The following is a 21049-nucleotide window of genomic DNA, read 5'->3' as shown; positions in this document are numbered from 1 at the left end:
CGGAGCGGCCGTGTGGACCCCTCTCCCGAGGTTCTCTCAATGCTCGATAATGCACATTATGTCAAGTAGTGGGCTTGGCGTGGCGGACGACCTCCCCCTTTCTTCTGGTCGGTCGATGTGCGCCCGCGCTTGTCAGCACCATGCCGTACGGCTGTCGCAGGTGGCGTCAGGGGTTGACGTGACGATGCCGTCCGGTCGGCCGCCGATCCGCGTTTCCGCGATGGTCCGGCGTCCCCGCTGCGGCGCGGACGTCGCCGCGCCACGTGTACTCCAGCACGCCTGACGGCTCCGCGACGCGGCTTCTCGACATCGTTTTCGATGGTTTACGGGGCTACCCCGACGAGCATTGATAGGCCGGGCGGAAGAAACCCATTCCGAGGAGAAATACAGTTAACAGCCCGGGAAGAAAATATCGTCCAATCCAGTCAACCGGGTCACCTCGGACGGGTCGATGGCGGATTATCGAAGCTATGCGCTTTCCGCCGCTTTCCACTCGGGCCGTACGCGGCCGGGCCGTCCGGATGTCGTCTCGGGCATGCTGACATCTCCTTTCCCCGTGGAGGACGACGGCGGCGGGGCCGCGCACAAGGTGCTCGGTGCGGGGTGGACCGCGCCGGGCCGCGCCCGGGCGTTCGTCCACGGTCAGGTCGGGCGGTGGGGGTTGCCGCATCTGGCCGATACGGCGGAGCTGTTGGTGTCGGAGCTGGTGACGAATGCGGTCCGGGCGATGCGATCCGGGCCGAGTCCGCTGATGATCGTGTCGTCGATGTTCCTGGTGACGCTGCGCAGCGTCGCCGTACGGCTGCGCCTGCCGTCCGCCTCGCGCAGCCTGTTCATCGAGGTGTGGGACGCGAGCGCGAGTGTGCCGGTCCCCCGCAGCGGTGCCGGGCCGGACGACGGTGAGCTCGAGGAGGGTGGCCGCGGGCTGACGCTCGTGGAGAGCCTGGCCATGCGCTGGGGGTGTCGGACGGCTCCCGACCGAGGCAAGATCGTGTGGTGTGAGCTGGCGATCTCCCCGGTGGCCGCGCCCGATATCGTTCCGGCTCCCGTGACCTCTCCCCCTGTCGCCGTCCCGGTCGGCACTCCCCCGGCCCCGTCGGCCCTGCCCGCCCACGCGCTGCCCCGGCGGCTGCGGCGTCATCCCCGGGCGGACCGGGCCGAGGGGCCCGATCGGGACACTCTGCTGCGGGTCCTGCGGGGTCTGCGCGATCTGGACTGACGCGGCCGGATCGACGGCCGATCCGGTGATGGAGGCCGCGGCGGGGGGAGCATCGGAGTGACGGCGTGCGGGAAAGGGACCGCACGGAAAACCTGTTGCGGAACTGTCGGTGGCGTTGGTTAGGGTCGGCAAGCGTGGCAGATCAACCATTGATTTTCGCTCGTGACCTGGTGAAACGTTTCGGCGATTTCACCGCGGTCGACGGGATCGACCTGGAGGTGGCGCCGGGCGAGGCGTTCGGCTTCCTGGGTCCCAACGGCGCCGGCAAGTCCTCGACGATGCGCATGATCGGGTGCGTGTCGGTGCCGACGTCCGGGCAACTGCGTATTTTGGGGATGGACCCGGCGCGGGAGGGCACCGCGATCCGGGCGCGGCTGGGTGTCTGCCCGCAACTGGACAACCTCGACCCCGATCTGACCGTGCGGGAGAACCTGACGACGTACGCGCGGTATTTCGGGCTGTCGCGGGCGGAGAGCGGCAGACGGGCCGATGAGCTGCTGGAGTTCGTGCGGTTGTCGGATCGGGCGAAGGGCAGGGTGGAGCCACTGTCCGGCGGTATGAAGCGGCGTCTGACGATCGCCCGCGCGCTGGTCAACGAGCCCGATCTGGTGCTGCTCGACGAGCCGACGACGGGGCTCGACCCGCAGGCCCGCCACCTTCTGTGGGAGCGGCTGTTCCGGCTGAAGCAGCGCGGCACGACGCTGGTGCTGACCACGCATTACATGGACGAGGCCGAGCAGCTGTGCGACCGGCTGGTGGTGATGGACGGCGGGAAGATCATCGCTTCGGGTTCGCCGCGTTCGTTGATCGAGACCTACTCCACGGCGGAGGTGCTCGAACTGCGCTTCCCCGACGGGCTCGACCTCAACGGCGATTACGCGGCCAAGCTGGAGGGCGTCGGCGAACGCATCGACCCGCTGCCCGACCGGGTGCTGGTCTACGCCGGCGACGGGGACGCCGCGCTGGCCGAGGTGTACCGGCGGGGGTTGACGCCGTCCAGTGTGCTGGTGCGGCGCTCCACGCTGGAGGATGTGTTCCTCCAGCTGACCGGCCGGACGTTGGTGGACTGACATGACGGCCGGAACGTTGCATCCGACTCTCGCCGTCCTCGGGCGGCAGCTGGCGCTGTATCGGCGGTTGTGGCAGGCGTCGGTTTTCTCGTCCTTCGTGCTGCCGGTGCTGTTCCTGGTCAGCATCGGCATCGGGGTGGGCCGCTATGTCGGCACCCTCGAAGGGGTCGACTACCTGGCGTGGATCGTGCCGGGTGTGCTCGCCTCGACGGCCTTCCAGATCGCTCTTGGCGAGTCCACGTACTCCGTGCTGGGCGATTTCAAGTGGAATCGGGCCTATCACGCCATGCGTGCGACGCCGCTGCGGCCGGTGGACATGGTCTGCGGGCATCTGCTCTACCTGGTGATCCGGGGTGAGGCGGCAGTGCTGGCCTTCCTGATCGTCGTCGTGTTCTTCGGGGGGCTGCACTCGCCATGGGCGCTGGTCACCCCGCTGGTGTGCGGCCTGCTCACGGTGGCGACCGCGGCGCCGGTGACCGCGTTCGCCGCGCGGATCGACCATGACAGCTACTTCTCGCTGCTGTTCCGCTTCGTGATGATCCCGTCGACGCTGTTCGCCGGGGTGTTCTTCCCGGTGGAGCAGCTTCCCGTCATGGTACGGCCCTTGGCGTACGCGTCACCGCTGTGGCATGGGGTGGAGATGTGCCGCGCGGCGACGCTAGGCCGGGCCACCGCTTGGCCGCTCGCCGTGCATCTGGGCTATCTGCTGCTGTGGGCGGCCGGCGGGGTGGCCTTGGCGGTGCTCGCGTTTCGGCGAAGGCTGGAGGACTGATGCTGACCACGTTCGTGGTGTCCCGGGCACGGGTCTCCCCTGCCCGGCTCTCTCCCGGCCGGGTCGGCGCGGTGATCAACCGCAATGTCGGCGCGCTGCGGTCCGGGCCGTCGTACTGGATCATCCTGCTGTCGGGTTTCTTCGAGCCGGTGCTGTACCTGCTGTCGATCGGTGTCGGCGTGGGCGCGCTGGTCGGGAACCTCACGGTCGACGGGCGGACCATGTCGTATGCGGCGTTCGTCGCCCCGGCGATGCTGGCGGTGTCGGCCATGACGGGGGTGCTGGCCGAGACGACGTTCAACTTTTTTTTCAAGTTCAAGTACGCCAAGACGTTCGAGGCGGTGCTGGCGACACCGGTGCGGCCGATCGAGATCGCGATGGGCGAGCTGGTGTGGGCGGTGGCGCGCGGCTCCGTCTACACGGCGATCTTCCTGGTGGTGATGGTGGCGATGGGGCTGACCACACCCGCAGGAGCGCTGGCGGCGTTCCCGGCGGCCGTGCTGGTGGGGTTGGCGTTCGGCGGGGTCGGCATGGCGGTCAGCACGTTGATGCGCGGCTGGCAGGACTTCGACCTGTTGAGCGTCGGTCAGTTCGCGCTGTTCCTGTTCTCGGGGACCTTCTCCCCCGTGCGGGACTACCCGCTCGTCATGGAGATCCTGATCCAGGTCACTCCGCTGTATCACGCGGTGGAGCTGGTGCGTGGCCTGTGTCTCGGCGTGATCGGCCCGGGGTCGCTGGTGCATGTGGCCTACCTGGCCGTGATGATCGCGGGTGGGTTGTGGTTCGCCTCTCGCCGCCTGACCAGGTTGCTCTGCGTCTAGCCGGGTCATCTGTGCGGCCCGATGGCGAGGAAGTCCTGCGGGCCGCGGGCGGGGCCGGTGGGGTCTGGCTAGTCATGTGGCCGGTCATCGGTCTCGGGGATGGGCGGCAGGCCCTGATATCGGGTGGGGGTGGGGAATCCGCCTGGGGTGGCGCGCAGGTGGTCGGTGAGCCGCCGCCCGGTGGTCAGGCATCCGGTCAGCAGGGCGCCGAGCATGACCATTTCGCCGAGGTGGTGGTTGCGCAGCAGCTCGCCCAGCACGATCACGGTGGCGAGCACGACGAGGGTCAGGGCGATGCCGCGGTGGAAGCGTCCCGCCTCTGAGTGCGGCCAGGGGTCGACCGGCCGGGTGATCTCCCGGCCGTCGGCGGAGTCGGTGCACAGGGCTCTGGCCGGGCAGGCGGCGCAGGCGGCGGCGGGGGCGCGGTAGTGGATCAGCCGCCGCCGGTGGTCGTAGCCGTGTGGCCGTAGTAGCTGGTCTTCCGGGCAGGTCCAGTGGTCGTGGTCGGGGTCGTAGCGGAATCCCCCGGTGCGGAACCGCTCGGCCTGGGCGTGGGTGTGCCGGGCCAGCAGGTCGAGGCCGCGGGCGATGAGGATGAGCAGGGCGGCGTAGCCTCCGGCGAGCAGGACCTCGGCGTTGATCGCGGTCATCGTCGCGTCACCGGCCGGCCGGGCCGGTGATGTCGGTGAAGAGGCGGTCTTCCGTCTCTCCGGGGGTGGCGGGTGTGGCCTTGGCGGCGTGGCGCAGGCCGAGCCAGGCGATGTAGAGGAACGGCAGTGTCCCGCCGACGATGAACACGGCGTCGCCGGGCAGGCGTAGCCATTCGATCAGGCTGTTGGTGGGGTTGGTGAGGTATTTCAGGCTGCGTGCGTGCCAGTAGCCGGTGCTGACCGAGTGGTAGAGCTGGAGGATGCCGACGGGCAGCAGTGTGGCGAAGCACATCCAGGCCAGGCCGATGTTCAGCGACCAGAAGGAGATCTTGGCCAGGCGGTCCGGCTACAGGCGGGGTGGGATCATGTAGCGCAGGCAGAACAGCGCCATCGCGATGGCGAGCATGCCGTACACGCCCATCATGGAGCCGTGGGCGTGGTTGGCGGTGAGACCGGTGCCGATCTCGTAGTAGGACACGATCGGCAGGTTGATGAGGAAGCCGAACACTCCGGCGCCGAGGAAGTTCCAGAAGCCGACGGCGACGAGGAACATCACGGCCCAGCGGTGCGGGAACGGGGTGGGTGAGGCGGCTTCCTGGCGGGCGCCGAGTTGCAGGAAGGCCCATGCCTCGACGGTGAGGAAGGTGAGCGGGATGACCTCGGCGGCGGAGAAGAACGCGCCGAGGGCCATGTGCTGGGCCGGTGCGCCGCTGAAGTAGAGGTGGTGCATGGTGCCGATGACGCCGCCGACGGAGTACAGCACGATGTCGAAGTAGACGACGATGAGGGCGACCTTCTCGCGGATGACGCCGAGCAGGACGAAGATGTAGGCGACCACCACGGTGGTGAACAGTTCGAGGAAGTCCTCCACCCACAGGTGCACGACCCAGAAGCGCCAGAAGTCGGCGGTGGTGAAGGTGTCGGTGGTGCGGCTGAGCAGGCCGATGGCGTAGATGACCGGGATGGCCAGGGCTGCCCAGAAGAACATCCAGGGCAGGTTGCCGCGGTGTTCGCCGCGTAGGCGTCCGCGCAGGCCGCGCCAGAGGATGAAGGCCCACAGGCCCATGCCGGCGGTCAGCAGGATCTGCCACAGGCGGGCCAGGTCGAGATATTCGTACTGGTTGGCGCCGATGAACCGGGCGGAGGCGGGCACCATGCCGCGGATGCTGAAGAACTCCCCCGCCAGGCTGCCGGCGACTACGACGATCAGCGCGCCGAGCAGGATCATCGACAGGCGGTCCTGGCCGCGTGGTTCTCTTCTGGCGATGATGGGCGCCAGGAAGATGCCGGCGGCGAGGAACGCGGCGGCGACCCAGAACAGTGCCATCTGCAGGTGCCAGGTGCGGGTGAGGTTGTACGGCAGGAGCCGGGCCAGGTCGAGTCCGAAGAAGCCGCTGAGGTCGGCGCGGTAGTGCTCGGATGCGCCGCCGAGGAGTGACTGTGCCACGAACAGTGCGGCGACCACGAAGAAGAAGGGGGCGGTGACGCGCTGGGCGGGGGTGAGGGCGACCTCGCCGGGTTGGCGGAACGACAGGGTGTCGGCCTGGCGGCCGCGCCAGCCGAGCCGGTCGCCGTAGCGGCCGTAGACGCCGAAGAGTGCGCCGATGCCGCCCAGCAGCGCGATGAGGGACAGCACGCTCCAGACGATGTTGTCGGCGGTGGGTCTGTTGCCGACGAGGGGTTCTGGCGGCCAGGAGTTGGTGTAGGAGTGGTCGGCGCCGGGTCTGTGGGCGGCGGCCGCCCATGCCGACCAGGCGAAGTAGGAGGTGAGCCGGTGGATCTCGGCGGGGTCGGTGATGGCGTTGGGCAGCAGGCCCTTGCCGGTCGTGGGGTCGCCGAAGAAGTCGGCGTAGTGCCGTTCGTTGGCGAGGTAGGCGGTGGTCTGGGGGCCGCTGAAGCGGAGGGTGCGGGTGGCGGGGTCGTAGCGGTTGGCCTGGAAGTCGGCGATGAGGGCGGTGTCGCCGCCGGGTTCGTTCGGCCGTGCGATGGTCGCGGCGCGGTGGAGGTAGTCGGCGGTGAAGTCGGGGCCGAGGTAGGCGCCGTGGCCGAAGATCGATCCGTACTGCATGAGGCCGGAGCGCAGGAACACCTGCTGGCCTGAGGTGATGTCGTCGCCGGTGAACAGGACCTGTCCCCTGTCGCCGACGACCTGCTGCGGGACGGGGGGTTCGTCTCGGTAGACGAGGTAGGCCAGGACGCCCAGGACGAGGAATCCGAACAGGACGACGAGGACGGCCACCTGTACCCAGGCTTTGCTGATCAATAGCCGGCGGTGGGGTACGGCGTCCGCTGACGGCGGCGCGGTCATCCGTCTCACCTCGTTCCGGTGTGGCGAGAGGGGTTTACCTCAGCCTTGACCGGAGAGGTTCATGAGAATAAGGGGATTTAAGTCATAAATCGGTCATCTTGTGCTCTGGCCTGCGGTGGGTGGGCCGCGTTCTGCGGCGGGTCGATGACGGGCCGGCGTCGCCGTGGGAGCTCGGCCGCGCCGTCTTCCGGTCATGCCGGATCGGAGCCGCCCGGACCGGCGAGGCCATGCAGCAGGAGCCGGGTGAGGGTGTCGATCACCTCGTCGTCGGAGTGGGTGGGCGGGTCGTCGCCGAGCAGCGCGTAGGCGAGCATCGACAGCATCCCGCCCATCGCCGCCGCGACCAGTTCGGGGTCGCCCGGAAGTGAGTGCCCCCTCCCCCGCAGGTGCTCCAGATGCTCGCGGAGCACTCGGGTGTCCTCGATCAGGCGCTGCCGGATCTCGCCCGCACCGGTCCCCGCGGCCATCGCGGACTCGAACAGCGCGACCATGACGGGCCGGTTGTCGCGCATCAGGTGCCAGGCCACCGCCAGGTGCTCGCGGAGCTGGTTCCCGTCTGTCAGGTCATGCGGAGGGTGGTCCTTCCCGGCGAACCGGTCGTGCGCCTTTTCGTGCATCTCGGCGAGCAGGGCCGCAAGCAGTTCCTCCTTGCTCGCGAAGTGGTCGTAGAAGGATCCGGTGGCACGGCCCGCCGCGGCCGTGATGTCTGTGATCTTTGTGTTCAGGTAGCCGCGCTCCGCGAACTGCCGCCGGGCGGCCTCTTTCAGCGCCGCCTCGGTCTCGGCCGCCCTGGTCTTGCGTACTCCCACAGGATTACTCCCTTGACCTCGTCATGGCCACCTCATCATACTGAACGTAACTTCACCGAATAGAGATTCAGTGAATATCGATTCAGGAGGATGTGTCGTGCGAGTAGCGGTGGTGGGCGGCGGCGTCGCCGGGTCGGCGAGCGCGATCGCGCTCGCGCGGGTCGGGGCTCGGGTCACGGTCTACGAGGCGCACGAGGATCCCGCCGGACCGGTCGGGTCGTTCGTCAGCCTGTCGGTCAACGGGTTGCGCGCCCTGGACGCCCTCGGGTGCCTGGAGCCGGTTCAGCGGGCGGGTTTCCCGGTGGACAGGCAGCGCATGTGGTCCGGCAGGGACCGGCTACTCGCCGATGTGCCTCGCGGGCGGCGGTCCGGCGATCCGTTGCGCAGCGTGACGCTGATGCGCGCCGACCTGATCAGGGCACTTCGGGAGGAGGCGGCGCGATCAGGTGCCCGGATCATCGTGGGCAGACGGGTCTCCGGCGACTCACACGATCCGCTGATCAGCGGTGCCGATCTGGTCGTCGGCGCGGACGGGATCTGGTCGGCTACCCGCCGGGCCCTGAACCCCGCCGCTCCCCAGCCCCGTTACGCGGGCCTGTATTCGGTCTCCGGCGCCACTGACGGGCCCGTGCGCCTGCCCGGCGACCGGCCGCAGGGCTTCAACATGGTCTTCGCGCGCCGCGGTGCCTTCATTTACCTGCCTGCTCCCGACGGCACCGTGTGGTGGTCGGCTCAGGTCGCCGCGACCGATCCGCCGCCGGACGTGGCCGCCGTCGGTCTGGCGGAGCTGACCGAGTCCTTCCGGACCGAAAAGACGCCGCTCGCCGTGCTCCTCGCCTCCACGGCGGTGGCCGCCGCCACGCTGCTGCACGTGCTGCCCCCGGTGACATGCCGCCACGGCGACCGCATCGTACTCATCGGTGACGCGGCCCATCCGGTCGGCGCCGGGCAGGGTGCCTCGATGGCGGTCGAGGACGCCGTCGCACTCGCCCGTGAAGTGGCGGCCACCAAGACCGTCCCCGCGGCCCTGGCCGCCTTCGACCGGCTCCGCCACGACCGTACGGGCAAGCTGGCCAAGACGGCGGCCGCCAACCGGGACGCCAAGACGGCGGGGCCGGTGGCTGCCCGGCTCCGAGAGATCATCATGCCGTTCTTCTTCAACCGCTTCTATGAGAAGGCCACCGGCTGGCTGTACGACCATGACCCCGGGCAACTGCCTGCGTGACGATAACCGGCTCAACGCGGCATACGCCCCTCCGGCATACGGCACGAGCCCAGGTTCGTGCCATCGCGATCAGGACCGCGGCCGTCCGCCCCGATCGCGTCCCTGCTGCACCGGAGTCGGTCCCGGCGGCGGCATCCGTCCCGGCTGGGCCTGCGGCTCTGTCGGCTTGCGGGCGAGGAGGCGGCCGTGCTGGAACCTCTCGTCCGCGCCCGGCTCGCGGCGCAGCCGGGCGACCTCGGTGAGCCCCGCCTTGGACGCCAGGCCCGCTACGTGGTCCCCCCGGCCCGGCCGCGGTGGCAGACCCGCTCGCGGTCGGCCGGCTCCGGCCGCCGCCTCTTCGACCGGAACGGATCGGCGAGCGGAATCACCCGCGCCCGGGGCGGTGCTCCCCGGAAGCGCCGCCGGAAAAATCTCGGGAACAAATCTCCGGAGCCGCCCGCGATCTGGGACGTCCCGTACGAGGAGTGGGTGAGGGGACCGGCCGGAGAGAGGAGAGATAGCGTGGTGGGTGGCGCCGCTGATACGACCCGGCCGCGTGGTCTCGCAGACCATGTGGCAGCGATCGGCGGTGGCCTCGACACCGATGGTGAAGCATGACCTGATGCGCGGCGTCGGCTGCTGTCTCGAGGTCTACTACATCGAGCGATCGACCTATGCGGTAGGCGGGGATTTCATGGAAAGACACCGCATCGGAAAAATAATGCATAGTGCGGGGATTTCGACCATCCGGTACGGGTTGGTGATCAATTTTCTGGAGATCGGGCGGATAAAATTCGAAGACTACGAGGTGGAGAATATTCGTCCCCTCGTGACCTCGAGCCCCCCGTTCGCGTGGCTTGTCGGCAGGTTGGGAGAGAAGAAGGCCGCCAGGTTGCTCGGCGTCGCCGAAATCGTCGTGGGCTCGCTGATCGGAGCAAAACCGATCGCGCCGAGAGCGTCCGCCCTCGGCTCCCTCGCCGCCGTCGGTGTGTTCGCCAGCACCCTCAGTTTCCTCGCTACGACGCCCGAGGCGTGGCAGGAGACACGCGGGGAACCGAAACTGTCTCTCACGGGGCAGTTCCTGGTGAAGGACGTCGTGCTTCTCGGAGCCTCCTTGCTGACGGCGGCGGACGCCCTGCGAGCCGCCGAGACCCGGCCGGGTACCGGTACCGGTGCGGCGTCCTGGTAAGCGTGAGGCCGTTCGCCCCGGCGATACGGCGGAATGCCCTGAAGCGACAGGATCACGCGCGGGCGAATGACCGGAAGCGATCAGCGGCGAATCGCCTGGGTTGAGCAATTCCCGATGTCGTCAGGACGCGATGAGACCGGCCCGGCCTTCTCGGCTGCCGTGTTGTGACGGCCCCGTGCGTCGCCGGTATCTTTCGTCCGGTCGCGGGCGGCGTGGGTAGCGCTCCTGGCCACATGCGCGCAGCGGTGACGCCTCGTCGTCCTCACGACCCAGAATCCCCGGAGCGAATCATGCCTTTACCGCGATTTTCCGGCCCGTGCGTAACATCGTCGTCTTTCTCCGGGTACCGGCCGCTCATGAGCACCACACCCATCGCCGACCTCGCCCTGGTGTCCGATCGCCATTCCGCCGGCCTCATCAGCCGGGACGGGTCGGTCGAGTGGCTGTGCCACCCCCGATTCGACGGGCCGTCCGTCTTCGCCCGCCTGCTGGACGACGAGGCCGGGCACTGGGCGATCCGCCCGGCTGTCCCGTACGAGACGACGCGCCGCTACCTGCCGCAGACGATGGTGCTGGAGACCACCTTCCACACCGGAAGCGGCACGGCCGTCCTCACCGACGCCCTGCTCACCGGACCGGACGACGGCGGCCACCGGCTCGGCGTCGGTGCGCCGCACCTGCTCGCCCGACGGGTGTCCGGCCTCGGCGGCGAGGTGCCGATGGAGCTCGAGTACCGGCCCCGGCCGGAGTACGGCTTGATCCACCCGATCCTGTCCGTCATCGAGGGCGGCGTGGTCGCCGGCGGCGGCGCCGAGCGGATCGTGCTGACCACGCCGGTTCCCCTCGGCATCGGCGGCTGCGGCGGATACGGCGTGTTCAGTGTGCGGGAGGGTGAGACGCGGCACTTCGGGCTGCACTGCTCGACGCCGCAGGAGACTCCCGCGCGGGTGTGGGATCAGGCGGAACTGGCGGCCCGGCTGGACGACACGATCGCCGCCTGGCGGTCGTGGTCCAGCCTCCACCAGGCCTATGACGGCCCGTGGCGTGACCTGGTGCACCACAGCGGGCGGGTGCTGCAGGCGCTGTCCTTCCAGCCCAGCGGCGCGATCGTCGCGGCCGCCACGACATCGCTGCCCGAACGGTCCGGCGGCGAGCGCAACTGGGACTACCGGTATACGTGGGTGCGGGACGCGTCGCTCACCATGGGCGCCCTGTGGGTCGCGGCCTGCCCCGACGAGGCGAGCGACTTCTTCGCCTTCCTCACCGCCGCGGCCCCGTCCCTCGACAGGAACCGCGCGCTGCAGATCATGTTCGGCGTGCGCGGCGAGCACGACCTGAGCGAGCGTACCCTGCCCCACCTGCGTGGCTGGCGCGGCAGCCGACCGGTACGCGTCGGAAACGACGCATGGAACCAGCGGCAGATCGACGTGTACGGCGAGTTGCTCGACGCGGCCGTGCGCCTTGAACGGCAGATCGGCGACATCGACGACGACGTCCGGCGTTTCCTTGTCGCGTGTGCCGACACCGCGGCCGAGCGCTGGACGGAGAAGGACCAGGGTATTTGGGAGATGCGCGGGGAGCCGCGCGACTTCCTGTACTCCAAGCTGATGTGCTGGGTGGCGCTGGACCGCGGCATCGCCCTCGCCGGCCTGCTGGGGGCGCAGGATCGTGTGGCGTCCTGGCGGCGGACCCGCGTCGAGATCCGCGACACCCTGCTGCGGGAGGGCTGGAACGACCGGGTGGGGGCGTTCACGCAGGCCTTCGGTTCCGATGAGCTGGACGCCAGCGCCCTCATGATGCCGATCACCGGCTTCCTGTCCGCCCGCGACCCGCGGGTGCTGGCCACGATCGACGCGGTCGCGGATCGGCTCACCGACGGTCGGGGCCTGGTCTACCGCTACCGCACCGGGGGCGGCGTCGACGGCCTCGCCGGTGCGGAGGGCACCTTCCTGCTGTGCTCGTTCTGGCTGGCGCAGGCGCTCGCCATGTCCGGGCAGGTCGGCCGGGCCGGGGAGGCGTTCGAGCGAGCCGCCGCGTACGCCAACGACGTGGGCCTGCTGTCGGAGGAGGTCGATCCCGGCAGCGGTGAGCTGCTCGGCAATTTCCCGCAGGCGTTCAGCCATATCGGGCTCGTCAACGCGGCCTGGGCCATCGACGAGGCCGGTCGAACCGCACACGCCGGCGAGGGGTGGACGGCGTGAGGGTCACCGCCGGGTTCGCGGGCACGGCGCTGCTGTCGCCGCTCGTCGTCACCCGGGCGATCGGTTCTCACCCGATCGCGTCGAGCGCGCGTACGACCACGTCGCGGGCGCGTTCCCGGGACTGCGGCCGTGCCTCGACGATGTCCTCCAGCCACAGCCCGGACAGCACGGTCGTGACGAATCGGACCTGTGCGCGGCCGCAGGGGCGTCCGGCCCGGCGCAGTACGGATGCGACGATCTCGTCGCATCCGTCGGTCCAGGCGCGGGCGACGCTCTGCAGCGCGGGGTCCCGGCCGGCCTGCAGGTAGAGCTCCCACAGGCCGAGCTGCCTGGGACGGTCGAGGGTGTACACGGTCGCGAGGACCTCTGCGAGCCGCTCCGGCGGATCGGCGGGCATGGCGTCGAGGTAGGTGCGCATCTGGTCGAGCTCCCGCTCCACGAGCAGGGCGAACGCCTCGGTCAGTAGCCGGTCGCGGCAGGAGAAGTAGTAGGAGGTGGCCGCGAGCGGCAGGCCCGCCCGCTGGGCGACAGCGCGGTGGGTCACGGCGGTGAAGCCGCCCTCGCTCAGCAGGTCGACCGCCGCCTCCAGCAGCGCCTCGCGGCGGCGCACCGCCCGCTCTTGCGGCCGGCGGCGGCCGGTCGCCGCCGGGGCGCCGGTGCTGGTCGCCCCGCCGCCGTGGTCGACGGCCTGATCCTGGTCCGGCGCCATCTCCTGCACTGCCTCTCTCTGATCGGGAACCGCCGTCGACAACTCTCGCGGCCGAGGCCCGCCGGGTCAAACGATCAGATGGAGGGTCAGTGGCCGCCCGCGAGGTTGAGGACGATGACACCGCAGATGATCAGTGCGAGTCCGGCGATCTTGATGAGGCTCATGGCCTCGCCGAGGAACATCGCCCCGATCACCGCGATCGCGGCCGTGCCGGTGCCCGCCCAGATCGCGTACGCGAAGCCGACGGGCATCTGGAGCTTGAGCGCCTGGGCCAGCAGCACGAAGGAGGCGATGTATCCGGAGGCGACCAGGATGGTCCAGCCGGGCCGGGTCAGCCCGTCGCTCAGTTTGAGCGCGGAGGTGGCCACGACCTCGGAGACGATCGCGCCGGCGAGCAGAAGCCAGGCCATCATGACCTCCCGTTAAACAGAACGCTTGTCCAACTTTAGATGGCGATCGTCGTCGTGGCGAGAGCCTTCCGGCCAGGGACTCCAGCTATCCCGGCCACCGGCACGGGCCGCCGTCCTCTGCCCGGAGACGGTGGAGACGATGCGGCCGTACGGCATGGGCGCTTGGCGGGAGGGTCGAATGCGTGTTCTACTGATCTCTATGCGTGGCGACGCCTCTCCCACTCCGGCTCCGGCGGCCCGGCATCCCGTCCAGCAGTCGCTGCTCGACGACGCCCTCGACGCTTCCGACCCGGGCGCGGTACGGCCGATCGAGCGGCGTGCGGTCGCTCGCGTGGTCGGCGGCGTCACCTGCCTGGAGGTGCCGGCCCGGGCCGGCATCGACCGCGTTCCGGAGAGCGCCGGGCTGCCCTTCCGGTGGGCGGCCAGTCCCTACCGCGGGTGCGAGGCCGGGTGCCGGCACTGCGTGGCGCGGCGCGGCCACCGCTATCTCGGGCTGGACCCGGACGCGGACTTCGCCACCCGGATCGTGGTGAAGACCGACCTGGCCGACCGGTTACGCCGCGAGCTCGGCGCACCCCGCTGGGCCGGCGACCCGGTGGCGATCGGCCTCAACGGAGACTGCTACCAGCCGGTGGAGGAGACCTACCGGCTGATGCCGGGCGTCATCCGTGCCCTGGCCGACGCCGGGAACCCGTTCACCGTGCTGACCAGGAGCCCGCTCGTCCTGCGCGACCTCGACCTGCTGCGCGAGGCCGCCAAGGTGACCCGGGTCGGCGCGGCCGTGTCCGTGGGCTTCGTGGACGACCGGGTGCGCCGGGCCGTCGAGCCCGGGGCGGCCACGCCGCAGCGGCGGCTGGAGATCTGTGCCGCGCTCAACGAGGCCGGCATTCCGTGCGGGGTGCTGATGGCGCCGATCCTGCCGCTCATCACCGACTCCACCGACCATCTGCAGGCGACCGTCCGCAGGGCCGCCGAGGCGGGGGCGGTCAGCGTGACGCCACTGGTCCTGCGGCTTTCCGCCGGTGTCCGCCAGTGGTACCTGGCGTGGCTGGAGCGCGAGCATCCCGGTCTCGTGCCGCGTTATCAGGCGTTGTACGGCAGGGGCCAGGTCGCCGATGCCGGCTATCGCGACCGGGTGACCGAGCGGGTGCGGGCCCTGGCCGAGATGTACGGGATCGGCAACTCGGCCCGCCGCTGGCGGCGCCGCCGCTCCCCCGCCCGGCAGCTTGCCCTGGTTTGACCCGGCGCCCGCGCGGTTGTGTCGGTCCCGAGTGCGAGTATCGGTCCTCATGAGCGGAAAACTGGACGGCAGGGTCGCCCTGGTCGCGGGGGCGACGCGGGGCGCGGGGCGGGGCATCGCCGTCGCGTTGGGCGCGGCGGGGGCCACGGTGTACGTGACCGGGCGCAGCACGCGGGAGCAGCGGTCGGAGATGAACCGGCCGGAGACGATCGAGGAGACCGCGGAGATGGTCGACGCCGCCGGTGGCCGGGGCGTCCCGGTCCAGGTCGACCATCTCGAGCCCGCGCAGGTGCAGGCCCTGGTGGAGCGCATCGACCGGGAGCAGGGCCGGCTCGACGTCCTGGTCAACGACATCTGGGGCGGGGAGCTGCTGTTCAGCTGGCGTGACCGGCTGTGGGAGCACTCGCTGGAGGCGGGTCTGCGGATCCTGCGGCTGGCCGTCGATACGCACGTCATCACCAGCCACTACGCGCTTCCGCTGCTGATCAGGCGGCCCGGCGGGCTGGTGGTGGAGGTGACCGACGGGACGACCGACTACAACGCGAACAATTACCGCATCTCCTTCTTCTACGACCTGGCCAAGACCTCGGTGACGCGCATGGCCTTCGGCCAGGCGCAGGAACTGGCGCCCTACGGGGCCACCGCGGTGTCGCTGACCCCCGGCTGGATGCGCTCGGAGATCATGCTCGAACTTTTCGGGGTGACGGAGGCGAACTGGCGTGATGCGCTGGCCGAGGAGCCTCATTTCGCCATCTCCGAGACGCCCGCGTTCGTGGGGCGCGCGGTCGCGGCGCTCGCCGCCGACCCGGAGGTCGGCCGGTGGAACGGGCGGTCGCTGTCGAGCGGGCAACTCGCTCAGGTGTACGGCTTCACCGATGTGGACGGCAGCCGGCCGGATGCCTGGCGGTACATGGTCGAGGTCCAGGACGCCGGAAAACCGGCCGACGTGACCGGGTATCGGTGAGCCCACCCGGGTGGATACCGGAAAAGGGGGGCGGCATCCGGTACGGATAAACTAAAAGCATGTTCTACCGCAAGCCGCTCGAAGAGCGCATTGCCGACCGCGTGGCCAAGCGGCCGCCGCTGAAGCAGGGTAAGCACTTCGAGCACCGCCCGGCGCTGATCGTGTTCTGCGTTGTCGTCGCGATCGCCCTGTTGAAGGTCGTCGGCGCGTTCGTGCTCATGTGGATGGGCGTGTTCTGATCTCCCGGCCCGGGTGCTTCAGACCCCCGGGCCGACATCCGGGCCGATGCCGTACGGGAACCGCACGGATCCGGCGTCGTCCGTGCCGGTGACACACCGCGATGCACCCTGGTCCGCGAGGCTCCCGGCGGACGCGGCGGAGCCTGACGCCCCGCCGCGTGGAGGCCTCTGTCGCGGCGTCGTCGATGCCTCCCTCCCCCGATCCGGAGAGGGGCCGCCCGCCGTCACTTCGCCGTCTGTCGCGGAGAAGCGGCGGGGCGGCTCAGACGTCGGAGCCCGCGCCCTCGAGGGCGCTGCCCTTCTTCCACTGGCTGAACGGCATCTGCCAGAAACCCCAGCCGTTGTTCCACTCCAGCGGCCGGTTGGTTCCGACGATCTTCACGATGTCGCCGCGGTGGAAGTTGTCGTAGTACCACTTGGCCTGGGTCGGGTGGGCGTTGATGCACCCGTGGCTGACGTTGGCGCGGCCCTGGGAGCCGACCGACCAGGGGGCGCTGTGGATGTACTCCCCGCTGTTGGAGATGCGGACGGCGTGGTCGACGACCTCCTTGTAGTACCCGGGGTCGCCCGGCTTCCGGCCCGGCGAGATCATCGTGACCGGATTGCCGCGTTCCATGGTCAGGTGGATGCCGCTGGTGGTGGTGTATTCGCGGGTCGTCCCGTTGCCCGCGCTGATCTTCATGTGCTGCAGGGTCTTGCCGTCGCGCTTGACGACCATCGTGTGGGTCTTGATGTTGACCGTGCTGACCCACGCCGCGCCGATCTTGATGGTCGTGGTGTGGTCCTCCACCCCGTACATGTCGCGCCCGCCGCGCACGCCGGACAGCTCGGCGGTGAACTTCACCTTCTGGTGGGCGGGCCAGAATTTGGCCGGCCGGTAGATGACTAGCCGGTCGTTGATCCACCGCCAGGCGCCCTTGACCGGCTTCTCCGCGTCGACCTTCAGTGCCTTCTCGACGGCGGCCTTGTCGCCCACGGCCTGGTTGAAGGTGACCATGATCGGCATGCCGATGCCGACCGTCTCGCCCTTGATGCCGGGGGTGACGTCGGCGACGGCCAGTTCGTACTTCGGTTTGAGCGTGGTGAACTGGCTGGTCAGCGTGGCGGGGCCGCCCTCGCCGCTGGCCGTGGCCGACACGGTGTACTTGCTCGCGGGCTTGAGCGGCTGCTTGGAGATCCACCGGGTGCGGGCGGAGTTGAACTTGCCCTCGACGGGCTCGCCGCCGGGGGTCTGGACGGTGACGTCGTCGAGTGCGCCGTTGTCGGCGGTGACGATCACGGTCTTGTCCGGGCGCACGGTGGCGCTGCCCTTGACCGGGCTGATCTTGATGGTGGGCGCCGGTATGGCCGGTGTGGCCTCAGTGGCGTCCCCGCCCGCCGATCCCGGGGCTCCCGACCCACCGGAGCATGCCGACAATGCGGCGGCCATGGCCACGGCGACTCCGGCGATCGACAACTTCGAACGAGTGCGAGTGCTCGGCACGATCTCTCCCCCATAGTGCAAAGGGCACCCTAAATACTCTATTGGGGGTTGCCAGCAATATGCACACTTTCACGGTCGATTCGGTCACGATCCGGTCACTGACGGACAGGTTCCACTTGCTCAGGGTAAGGTCCGCGTCAGGATTCTCCAAGCCTCCAGTAAGCGCGGACGGCTCAGGCGTCGAGGCGAGGGGCCGGACGCCGGACATGAGCGGCATCGTACCGCCCCACCGTGTCATGACCGCATAGTGACTTGGGTCTACTCGTAAACCGTAACGAGAGTTATCAAGAGTGCAGAGGACAGCGTAAATGCTGTGCATCCGGATGCTCCACCTTTGTCAGACCTCGTCGGATGGATGGAGATTCACGTGCGCCGTTTGAAGGCACTACTCGTGCGGTCATTCCTAGCCATCGCAATGATCGTGGCCGGTCTGGGCGCCGGGGCCACGGGGGCTCAGGCCGCGGTGCCCAACCTGTGGGGATTCGCGCTCGTCGACACCACGTCGGGCGTCCCCAGCACCGCTCACCAGGCCGGTAGCTGGCCGCCCGGGTTCACCGTCCAGGTCTCCCCCGGCGTCATCGGCCAGGTGTTCGTGAAGTTCCCGCAGATCGGCGTGCCCAAAGGCGCCGTCGTTCACGTGACGGCGGTCTCTCCGGCCGCAGAATGGTGCCAGATCCAGAAATGGGCACAGTCCGGGCCCGACGAGATCGTGGCGGTGCAGTGCTACAAGTACGGCGGCGGCCCGGTCTGGGCGCGGTTCTCCATCGTCTTCTCCCACAGCACCGGGACGCTGCCGCCGCCGCAGGCGTTCGGCTACGTGTTCTGGGACGGCGCTGCCATCCTCAGCCACCACAACTCGGCGGGCGCGGTCAACACGGTCACGCCGACCGGGCCCGGAGAGTGGCTGGTCGACATGCCCGGCCTCGGCTCCTCCGGATACGCGGGCAACATCCAGGTCACCGCGGTCGACCCCCAGCAGCCCGCCCGGTGCAAGGTGGCCAAGTGGGGACCGAGCCCCAGCATGCAGCAGATCGTGGTGCGCTGCCACGACAAGTACGACAAGCCGCTGAAGACCGGATGGACCCTCACCTACCATCGGGACCGCGCGGTCACCGGAGCGGCGATCCCGCCGAAGAGCTTCGCCTACACCTTCGACAACCAGCCGAGCCTCCCCGGTCCGTACGCCCCGGCCCCGGCCCCGGTCAACTACAACTCCCTGGGCGCGGTCAACACGATCCAGAGCGCCGGACCCGGCCTGCGTCTGGTGATCTTCCCCAAGGTGGGCGTGCTGCCCAACCACGTCCAGGTGACCGCCTACGGGCCCGGCCCCGAATACTGCAACCTGCTGGCGCCGTGGGGCACCGGCGGCGGTGACGCGATCGTGCGCGACGTGGCGTGCTACAAGGGCACCGTCCTGGTCGACCAGCCCTCCCTGGTGACCTACCTGTCCGCCTACTGACGCAGCCGGTGGGTCAGGCCGGTGTGCCGGCGGCCGGCGCCCCTGGTGCGTACGGCCTGACCCAGCGCGCGTCGCGACCCCACGATGACCACGAGCCGCTTGGCCCGGGTGATCGCGGTGTAGAGCAGGTTGCGCTGCAGCATCATCCACGCGCTGGTCGCCAGGGGGATCACCACGGCGGGATACTCGCTCCCCTGGGAGCGGTGGATGCTGACCGCGTAGGCGTGGGCGAGCTCGTCGAGTTCGTCGAAGGAGTAGTCGACGTGCTCGTCCTCGTCGGTGCGTACGGTCAGTCTGCTCTCCTCCGGGGTGATGGCGGTGACGACGCCGACCGTGCCGTTGAACACCCCGGCCGCGCCCTTGTCGTAGTTGTTGCGCAGCTGGGTCACCTTGTCGCCCACCCGGAAGACGCGCCCGCCGTAGCGGCGTTCCGGCATGCCCTCCCTGGCCGGCGTGAGCGCCTCCTGCAGCGCGTTGTTCAGCGCGCCGGCCCCGGCGGCGCCGCGGTGCATGGGCGCCAGGACCTGGACGTCGCGCCGGGGGTCGATGCCGAACTTGGCGGGGATGCGCCGGGCGACCACGTCGACGGTCAGCGCGGCGATCTCCTCCGGTTCCTCGCAGGGGAACAGGAAGAAGTCGGGGAACTCGCGTACCAGGGGCTGCTGCCCGGTGTTGACCCGGTGGGCGTTGACGACCACGCCGGACTCCTGGGCTTGGCGGAAGATCTGCGTCAGCCGTACGCGCGGGATGTCCGGCGCGGCCAGCAGATCGCGCAGCACCTCCCCGGCGCCGACCGACGGGAGCTGGTCGACGTCGCCGACGAACAGCAGGTGGGCGCCGGGTGGTACGGCCTTGGCGAGCTTGTTGGCGAGCAGCAGGTCCAGCATGGACGCCTCGTCGACCACGACCAGGTCGGCGTCCAGCGGGTTGTCGCGGTCGAAGGTCGCGTCGCCGCCGGGGCGCAGCTGCAGTAGCCGGTGCACGGTGGTGGCCTCGTGGCCGGTCAGCTCCGACAGCCGTTTGGCCGCCCGGCCGGTGGGCGCGGCCAGGATGACCTTGGCCCGTTTCGCCCGGGCGAGGGTGACGACCGAGCGGACGGTGAAGCTCTTGCCGCAGCCGGGGCCGCCGGTGAGGACGGCGACCTTCTCGGTCAGCGCGAGCCGTACGGCCTGGGCCTGCTCGGGGGCGAGATCGGCGCCGGTCCGGCCGCGCAGCCAGTCGAAGGCGGTGTTCCAGTCGACGGACCGGAACGCCTCCAGCCGGTCGTGACCGAAGGTCAGCAGGCCCCGCAGGGTGCCGGCCAGGGCCTGCTCGGCCCGGTGGAAGGGCACGAGGTAGATCGCCGGGACGGTGGTGTCCCCGGCCTCGCCCGCGGGGACGTCCTCGCGGACGACGCCCTCCTGCGCGACGAGCTCCTCCAGGCAGGCGGCGGTCAGCTCGGCGGGCACGTCGAGGATCTTGACGGCGTCGGCGACGAGGTTGGGCGCCGGCAGGTAGCAGTGACCGTCGTCGGCGGCCTGGGACAGCGTGTAGCGCAGCCCGGCCTTGACCCGCTCGGGGCTGTCGTGGGGAATGCCCACGGCCTGGGCGATGGTGTCGGCGGTCTTGAACCCGATGCCCCACACGTCGTCGGCCAGGCGGTAGGGCTCTTTCCTGACCACGCCGATGGAGGCCTCGCCGTACTGTTTGAAGATCCGTACGGCGATCGAGGTGGACACCCCGACGCCCTGCAGGAAGACCATCACCTCTTTGATGATCTTCTGTTCCTCCCAGGCGTCGGCGATCATGCGGGTCCGTTTGGGGCCGAGCCCGGGGACCTCGACCAGCCGGCCCGGCTCCTCCTCGATCACGCGCAGGGTGTCGGTGCCGAAGTGGTCCACGATCCGTTCGGCCATCTTCGGGCCGATGCCTTTGATCAGGCCGGAGCCCAGATAACGCCGGATGCCCTGGATGGTGGCCGGCAGGACCGTGGTGTACGACCACACCTCGAACTGCCTGCCGTACCGGGGATGCGACCCCCACCGGCCGGTGAGCCGCAGGGACTCGCCGACCTGCGCTCCGAGCAGCGGCCCGACGACCGTCAGCAGCTCGCTGCCCGAGCGCTCGGCGGCGACCCGGGCGATCGTGTAGCCGGTCTCCTCGTTGGTGTAGGTGATCCGTTCGAGAACGCAGTCGAGCTCGGTGCCGGGCGGCCTGCCGGCGGGCTCGCCGGAGGGGTTGGTCATGGCTGGCATTGTCCCCCAGCGGGCGCCGCGCCGCGTACGATCTTGCCCCGTGGTGTGCGCCCCCGGCCGATAGCCTG

19 protein-coding genes are annotated in these 21049 nt (G+C 69.8%); 11 read left to right on the top strand and 8 right to left on the bottom strand.

From position 1 onward, the window contains the following. The first annotated feature begins 535 nt into the window (after window positions 1–535). The 4 genes from ACQP1K_RS13740 (at window position 536) to ACQP1K_RS13725 (ending at window position 3882) form a co-directional block, all read left to right on the top strand. Window positions 536–1219: an ATP-binding protein gene (locus ACQP1K_RS13740; protein ID WP_433501276.1), complete on the top strand. Its 684-nt coding sequence runs from the start codon at window positions 536–538 to the stop codon at window positions 1217–1219. 170 nt (window positions 1220–1389) lie between these two features. Next, window positions 1390–2289: an ABC transporter ATP-binding protein gene (locus ACQP1K_RS13735; protein ID WP_433501275.1), complete on the top strand. Its 900-nt coding sequence runs from the start codon at window positions 1390–1392 to the stop codon at window positions 2287–2289. A gap of 1 nt (window position 2290) precedes the next feature. Beyond that, window positions 2291–3061, top strand: a complete 771-nt coding sequence (locus ACQP1K_RS13730) for an ABC transporter permease (RefSeq protein ID WP_433501274.1) — start codon at window positions 2291–2293, stop codon at window positions 3059–3061. After that, on the top strand, window positions 3061–3882 hold the full coding sequence (locus ACQP1K_RS13725) for an ABC transporter permease (RefSeq protein ID WP_433501273.1): 822 nt from the start codon (window positions 3061–3063) through the stop codon (window positions 3880–3882). The genes ACQP1K_RS13730 and ACQP1K_RS13725 overlap by 1 nt, the downstream gene beginning before the upstream one ends. A gap of 68 nt (window positions 3883–3950) precedes the next feature. Here ACQP1K_RS13725 and ACQP1K_RS13720 read toward each other — a convergent pair whose 3' ends face one another. The 4 genes from ACQP1K_RS13720 to ACQP1K_RS13705 form a co-directional block, all read right to left on the bottom strand. After that, window positions 3951–4532 carry a hypothetical protein gene (locus ACQP1K_RS13720; protein ID WP_433501272.1) on the bottom strand — a complete coding sequence of 194 codons (582 nt, stop codon included), beginning with the start codon at window positions 4530–4532 and terminating at the stop codon, window positions 3951–3953. A gap of 7 nt (window positions 4533–4539) precedes the next feature. Continuing rightward, complete coding sequence (locus ACQP1K_RS13715) at window positions 4540–4824, bottom strand: hypothetical protein (protein ID WP_433501271.1); 285 nt, start codon at window positions 4822–4824, stop codon at window positions 4540–4542. Window positions 4825–4878: 54 nt separating this feature from the next. Then, window positions 4879–6840 (bottom strand): nitric-oxide reductase large subunit, encoded by a 1962-nt coding sequence (locus tag ACQP1K_RS13710; RefSeq protein WP_433501270.1) that lies wholly within the window; start codon window positions 6838–6840, stop codon window positions 4879–4881. A gap of 191 nt (window positions 6841–7031) precedes the next feature. Further along, window positions 7032–7649 carry a TetR/AcrR family transcriptional regulator gene (locus ACQP1K_RS13705; protein ID WP_433501269.1) on the bottom strand — a complete coding sequence of 206 codons (618 nt, stop codon included), beginning with the start codon at window positions 7647–7649 and terminating at the stop codon, window positions 7032–7034. A 97-nt stretch (window positions 7650–7746) separates the two neighbouring features. On the opposite strand from ACQP1K_RS13705, the gene ACQP1K_RS13700 reads away from it, so the two are divergent. From ACQP1K_RS13700 to ACQP1K_RS13690, 3 genes are all read left to right on the top strand, one after another. Continuing rightward, window positions 7747–8874 (top strand): FAD-dependent oxidoreductase, encoded by a 1128-nt coding sequence (locus tag ACQP1K_RS13700; RefSeq protein ID WP_433501268.1) that lies wholly within the window; start codon window positions 7747–7749, stop codon window positions 8872–8874. 535 nt (window positions 8875–9409) lie between these two features. Further along, a complete protein-coding gene (locus tag ACQP1K_RS13695) occupies window positions 9410–10042 on the top strand; it encodes a YkgB family protein (RefSeq protein ID WP_433501267.1) in 633 nt (210 codons plus the stop codon). Between the two features lie 356 nt (window positions 10043–10398). After that, window positions 10399–12243 (top strand): glycoside hydrolase family 15 protein, encoded by a 1845-nt coding sequence (locus tag ACQP1K_RS13690; protein ID WP_433501266.1) that lies wholly within the window; start codon window positions 10399–10401, stop codon window positions 12241–12243. A gap of 67 nt (window positions 12244–12310) precedes the next feature. On the opposite strand, the gene ACQP1K_RS13685 is transcribed toward ACQP1K_RS13690, so the two are convergent. Continuing rightward, window positions 12311–12952: a TetR/AcrR family transcriptional regulator gene (locus tag ACQP1K_RS13685; RefSeq protein WP_433501265.1), complete on the bottom strand. Its 642-nt coding sequence runs from the start codon at window positions 12950–12952 to the stop codon at window positions 12311–12313. Window positions 12953–13038: 86 nt separating this feature from the next. Then, the gene (locus tag ACQP1K_RS13680) at window positions 13039–13365 is read right to left on the bottom strand and encodes a DMT family transporter (RefSeq protein ID WP_433501264.1); all 327 of its coding nucleotides are present in this window, start codon (window positions 13363–13365) and stop codon (window positions 13039–13041) included. Window positions 13366–13561: 196 nt separating this feature from the next. Here ACQP1K_RS13680 and ACQP1K_RS13675 point away from each other — a divergent pair, with 196 nt between their 5' ends. From ACQP1K_RS13675 to ACQP1K_RS13665, 3 genes are read left to right on the top strand one after another with little or no spacing between them, the layout of a single operon-like run. Then, complete coding sequence (locus ACQP1K_RS13675; RefSeq protein ID WP_433501263.1) at window positions 13562–14602, top strand: radical SAM protein; 1041 nt, start codon at window positions 13562–13564, stop codon at window positions 14600–14602. Window positions 14603–14651: 49 nt separating this feature from the next. Beyond that, window positions 14652–15566: an SDR family oxidoreductase gene (locus ACQP1K_RS13670; RefSeq protein ID WP_433501262.1), complete on the top strand. Its 915-nt coding sequence runs from the start codon at window positions 14652–14654 to the stop codon at window positions 15564–15566. A 59-nt stretch (window positions 15567–15625) separates the two neighbouring features. Continuing rightward, a complete protein-coding gene (locus tag ACQP1K_RS13665) occupies window positions 15626–15805 on the top strand; it encodes a hypothetical protein (RefSeq protein WP_433501261.1) in 180 nt (59 codons plus the stop codon). Between the two features lie 262 nt (window positions 15806–16067). Here the strand turns inward: ACQP1K_RS13665 and ACQP1K_RS13660 are convergent, their stop codons facing one another. Beyond that, window positions 16068–17288, bottom strand: coding sequence for an Ig-like domain-containing protein (locus tag ACQP1K_RS13660; protein ID WP_433501260.1), 1221 nt, complete (start codon window positions 17286–17288; stop codon window positions 16068–16070). A gap of 367 nt (window positions 17289–17655) precedes the next feature. Between ACQP1K_RS13660 and ACQP1K_RS13655 the strand changes: the two genes are divergently transcribed. Further along, window positions 17656–18747, top strand: a complete 1092-nt coding sequence (locus ACQP1K_RS13655) for a hypothetical protein (RefSeq protein WP_433501259.1) — start codon at window positions 17656–17658, stop codon at window positions 18745–18747. Here ACQP1K_RS13655 and recD2 read toward each other — a convergent pair. After that, a complete protein-coding gene (gene recD2, locus ACQP1K_RS13650) occupies window positions 18741–20972 on the bottom strand; it encodes an SF1B family DNA helicase RecD2 (protein ID WP_433501258.1) in 2232 nt (743 codons plus the stop codon). The two genes, ACQP1K_RS13655 and recD2, sit on opposite strands and share 7 nt — an antisense overlap. Window positions 20973–21049 lie beyond the last annotated feature (77 nt).

The sequence above is a fragment of the Sphaerimonospora sp. CA-214678 genome (assembly GCF_050942215.1).
In the GTDB taxonomy this organism is placed as follows: Bacteria; Actinomycetota; Actinomycetes; order Streptosporangiales; family Streptosporangiaceae; genus Sphaerimonospora.
This window is presented reverse-complemented; position numbering and strand designations above follow the sequence as displayed.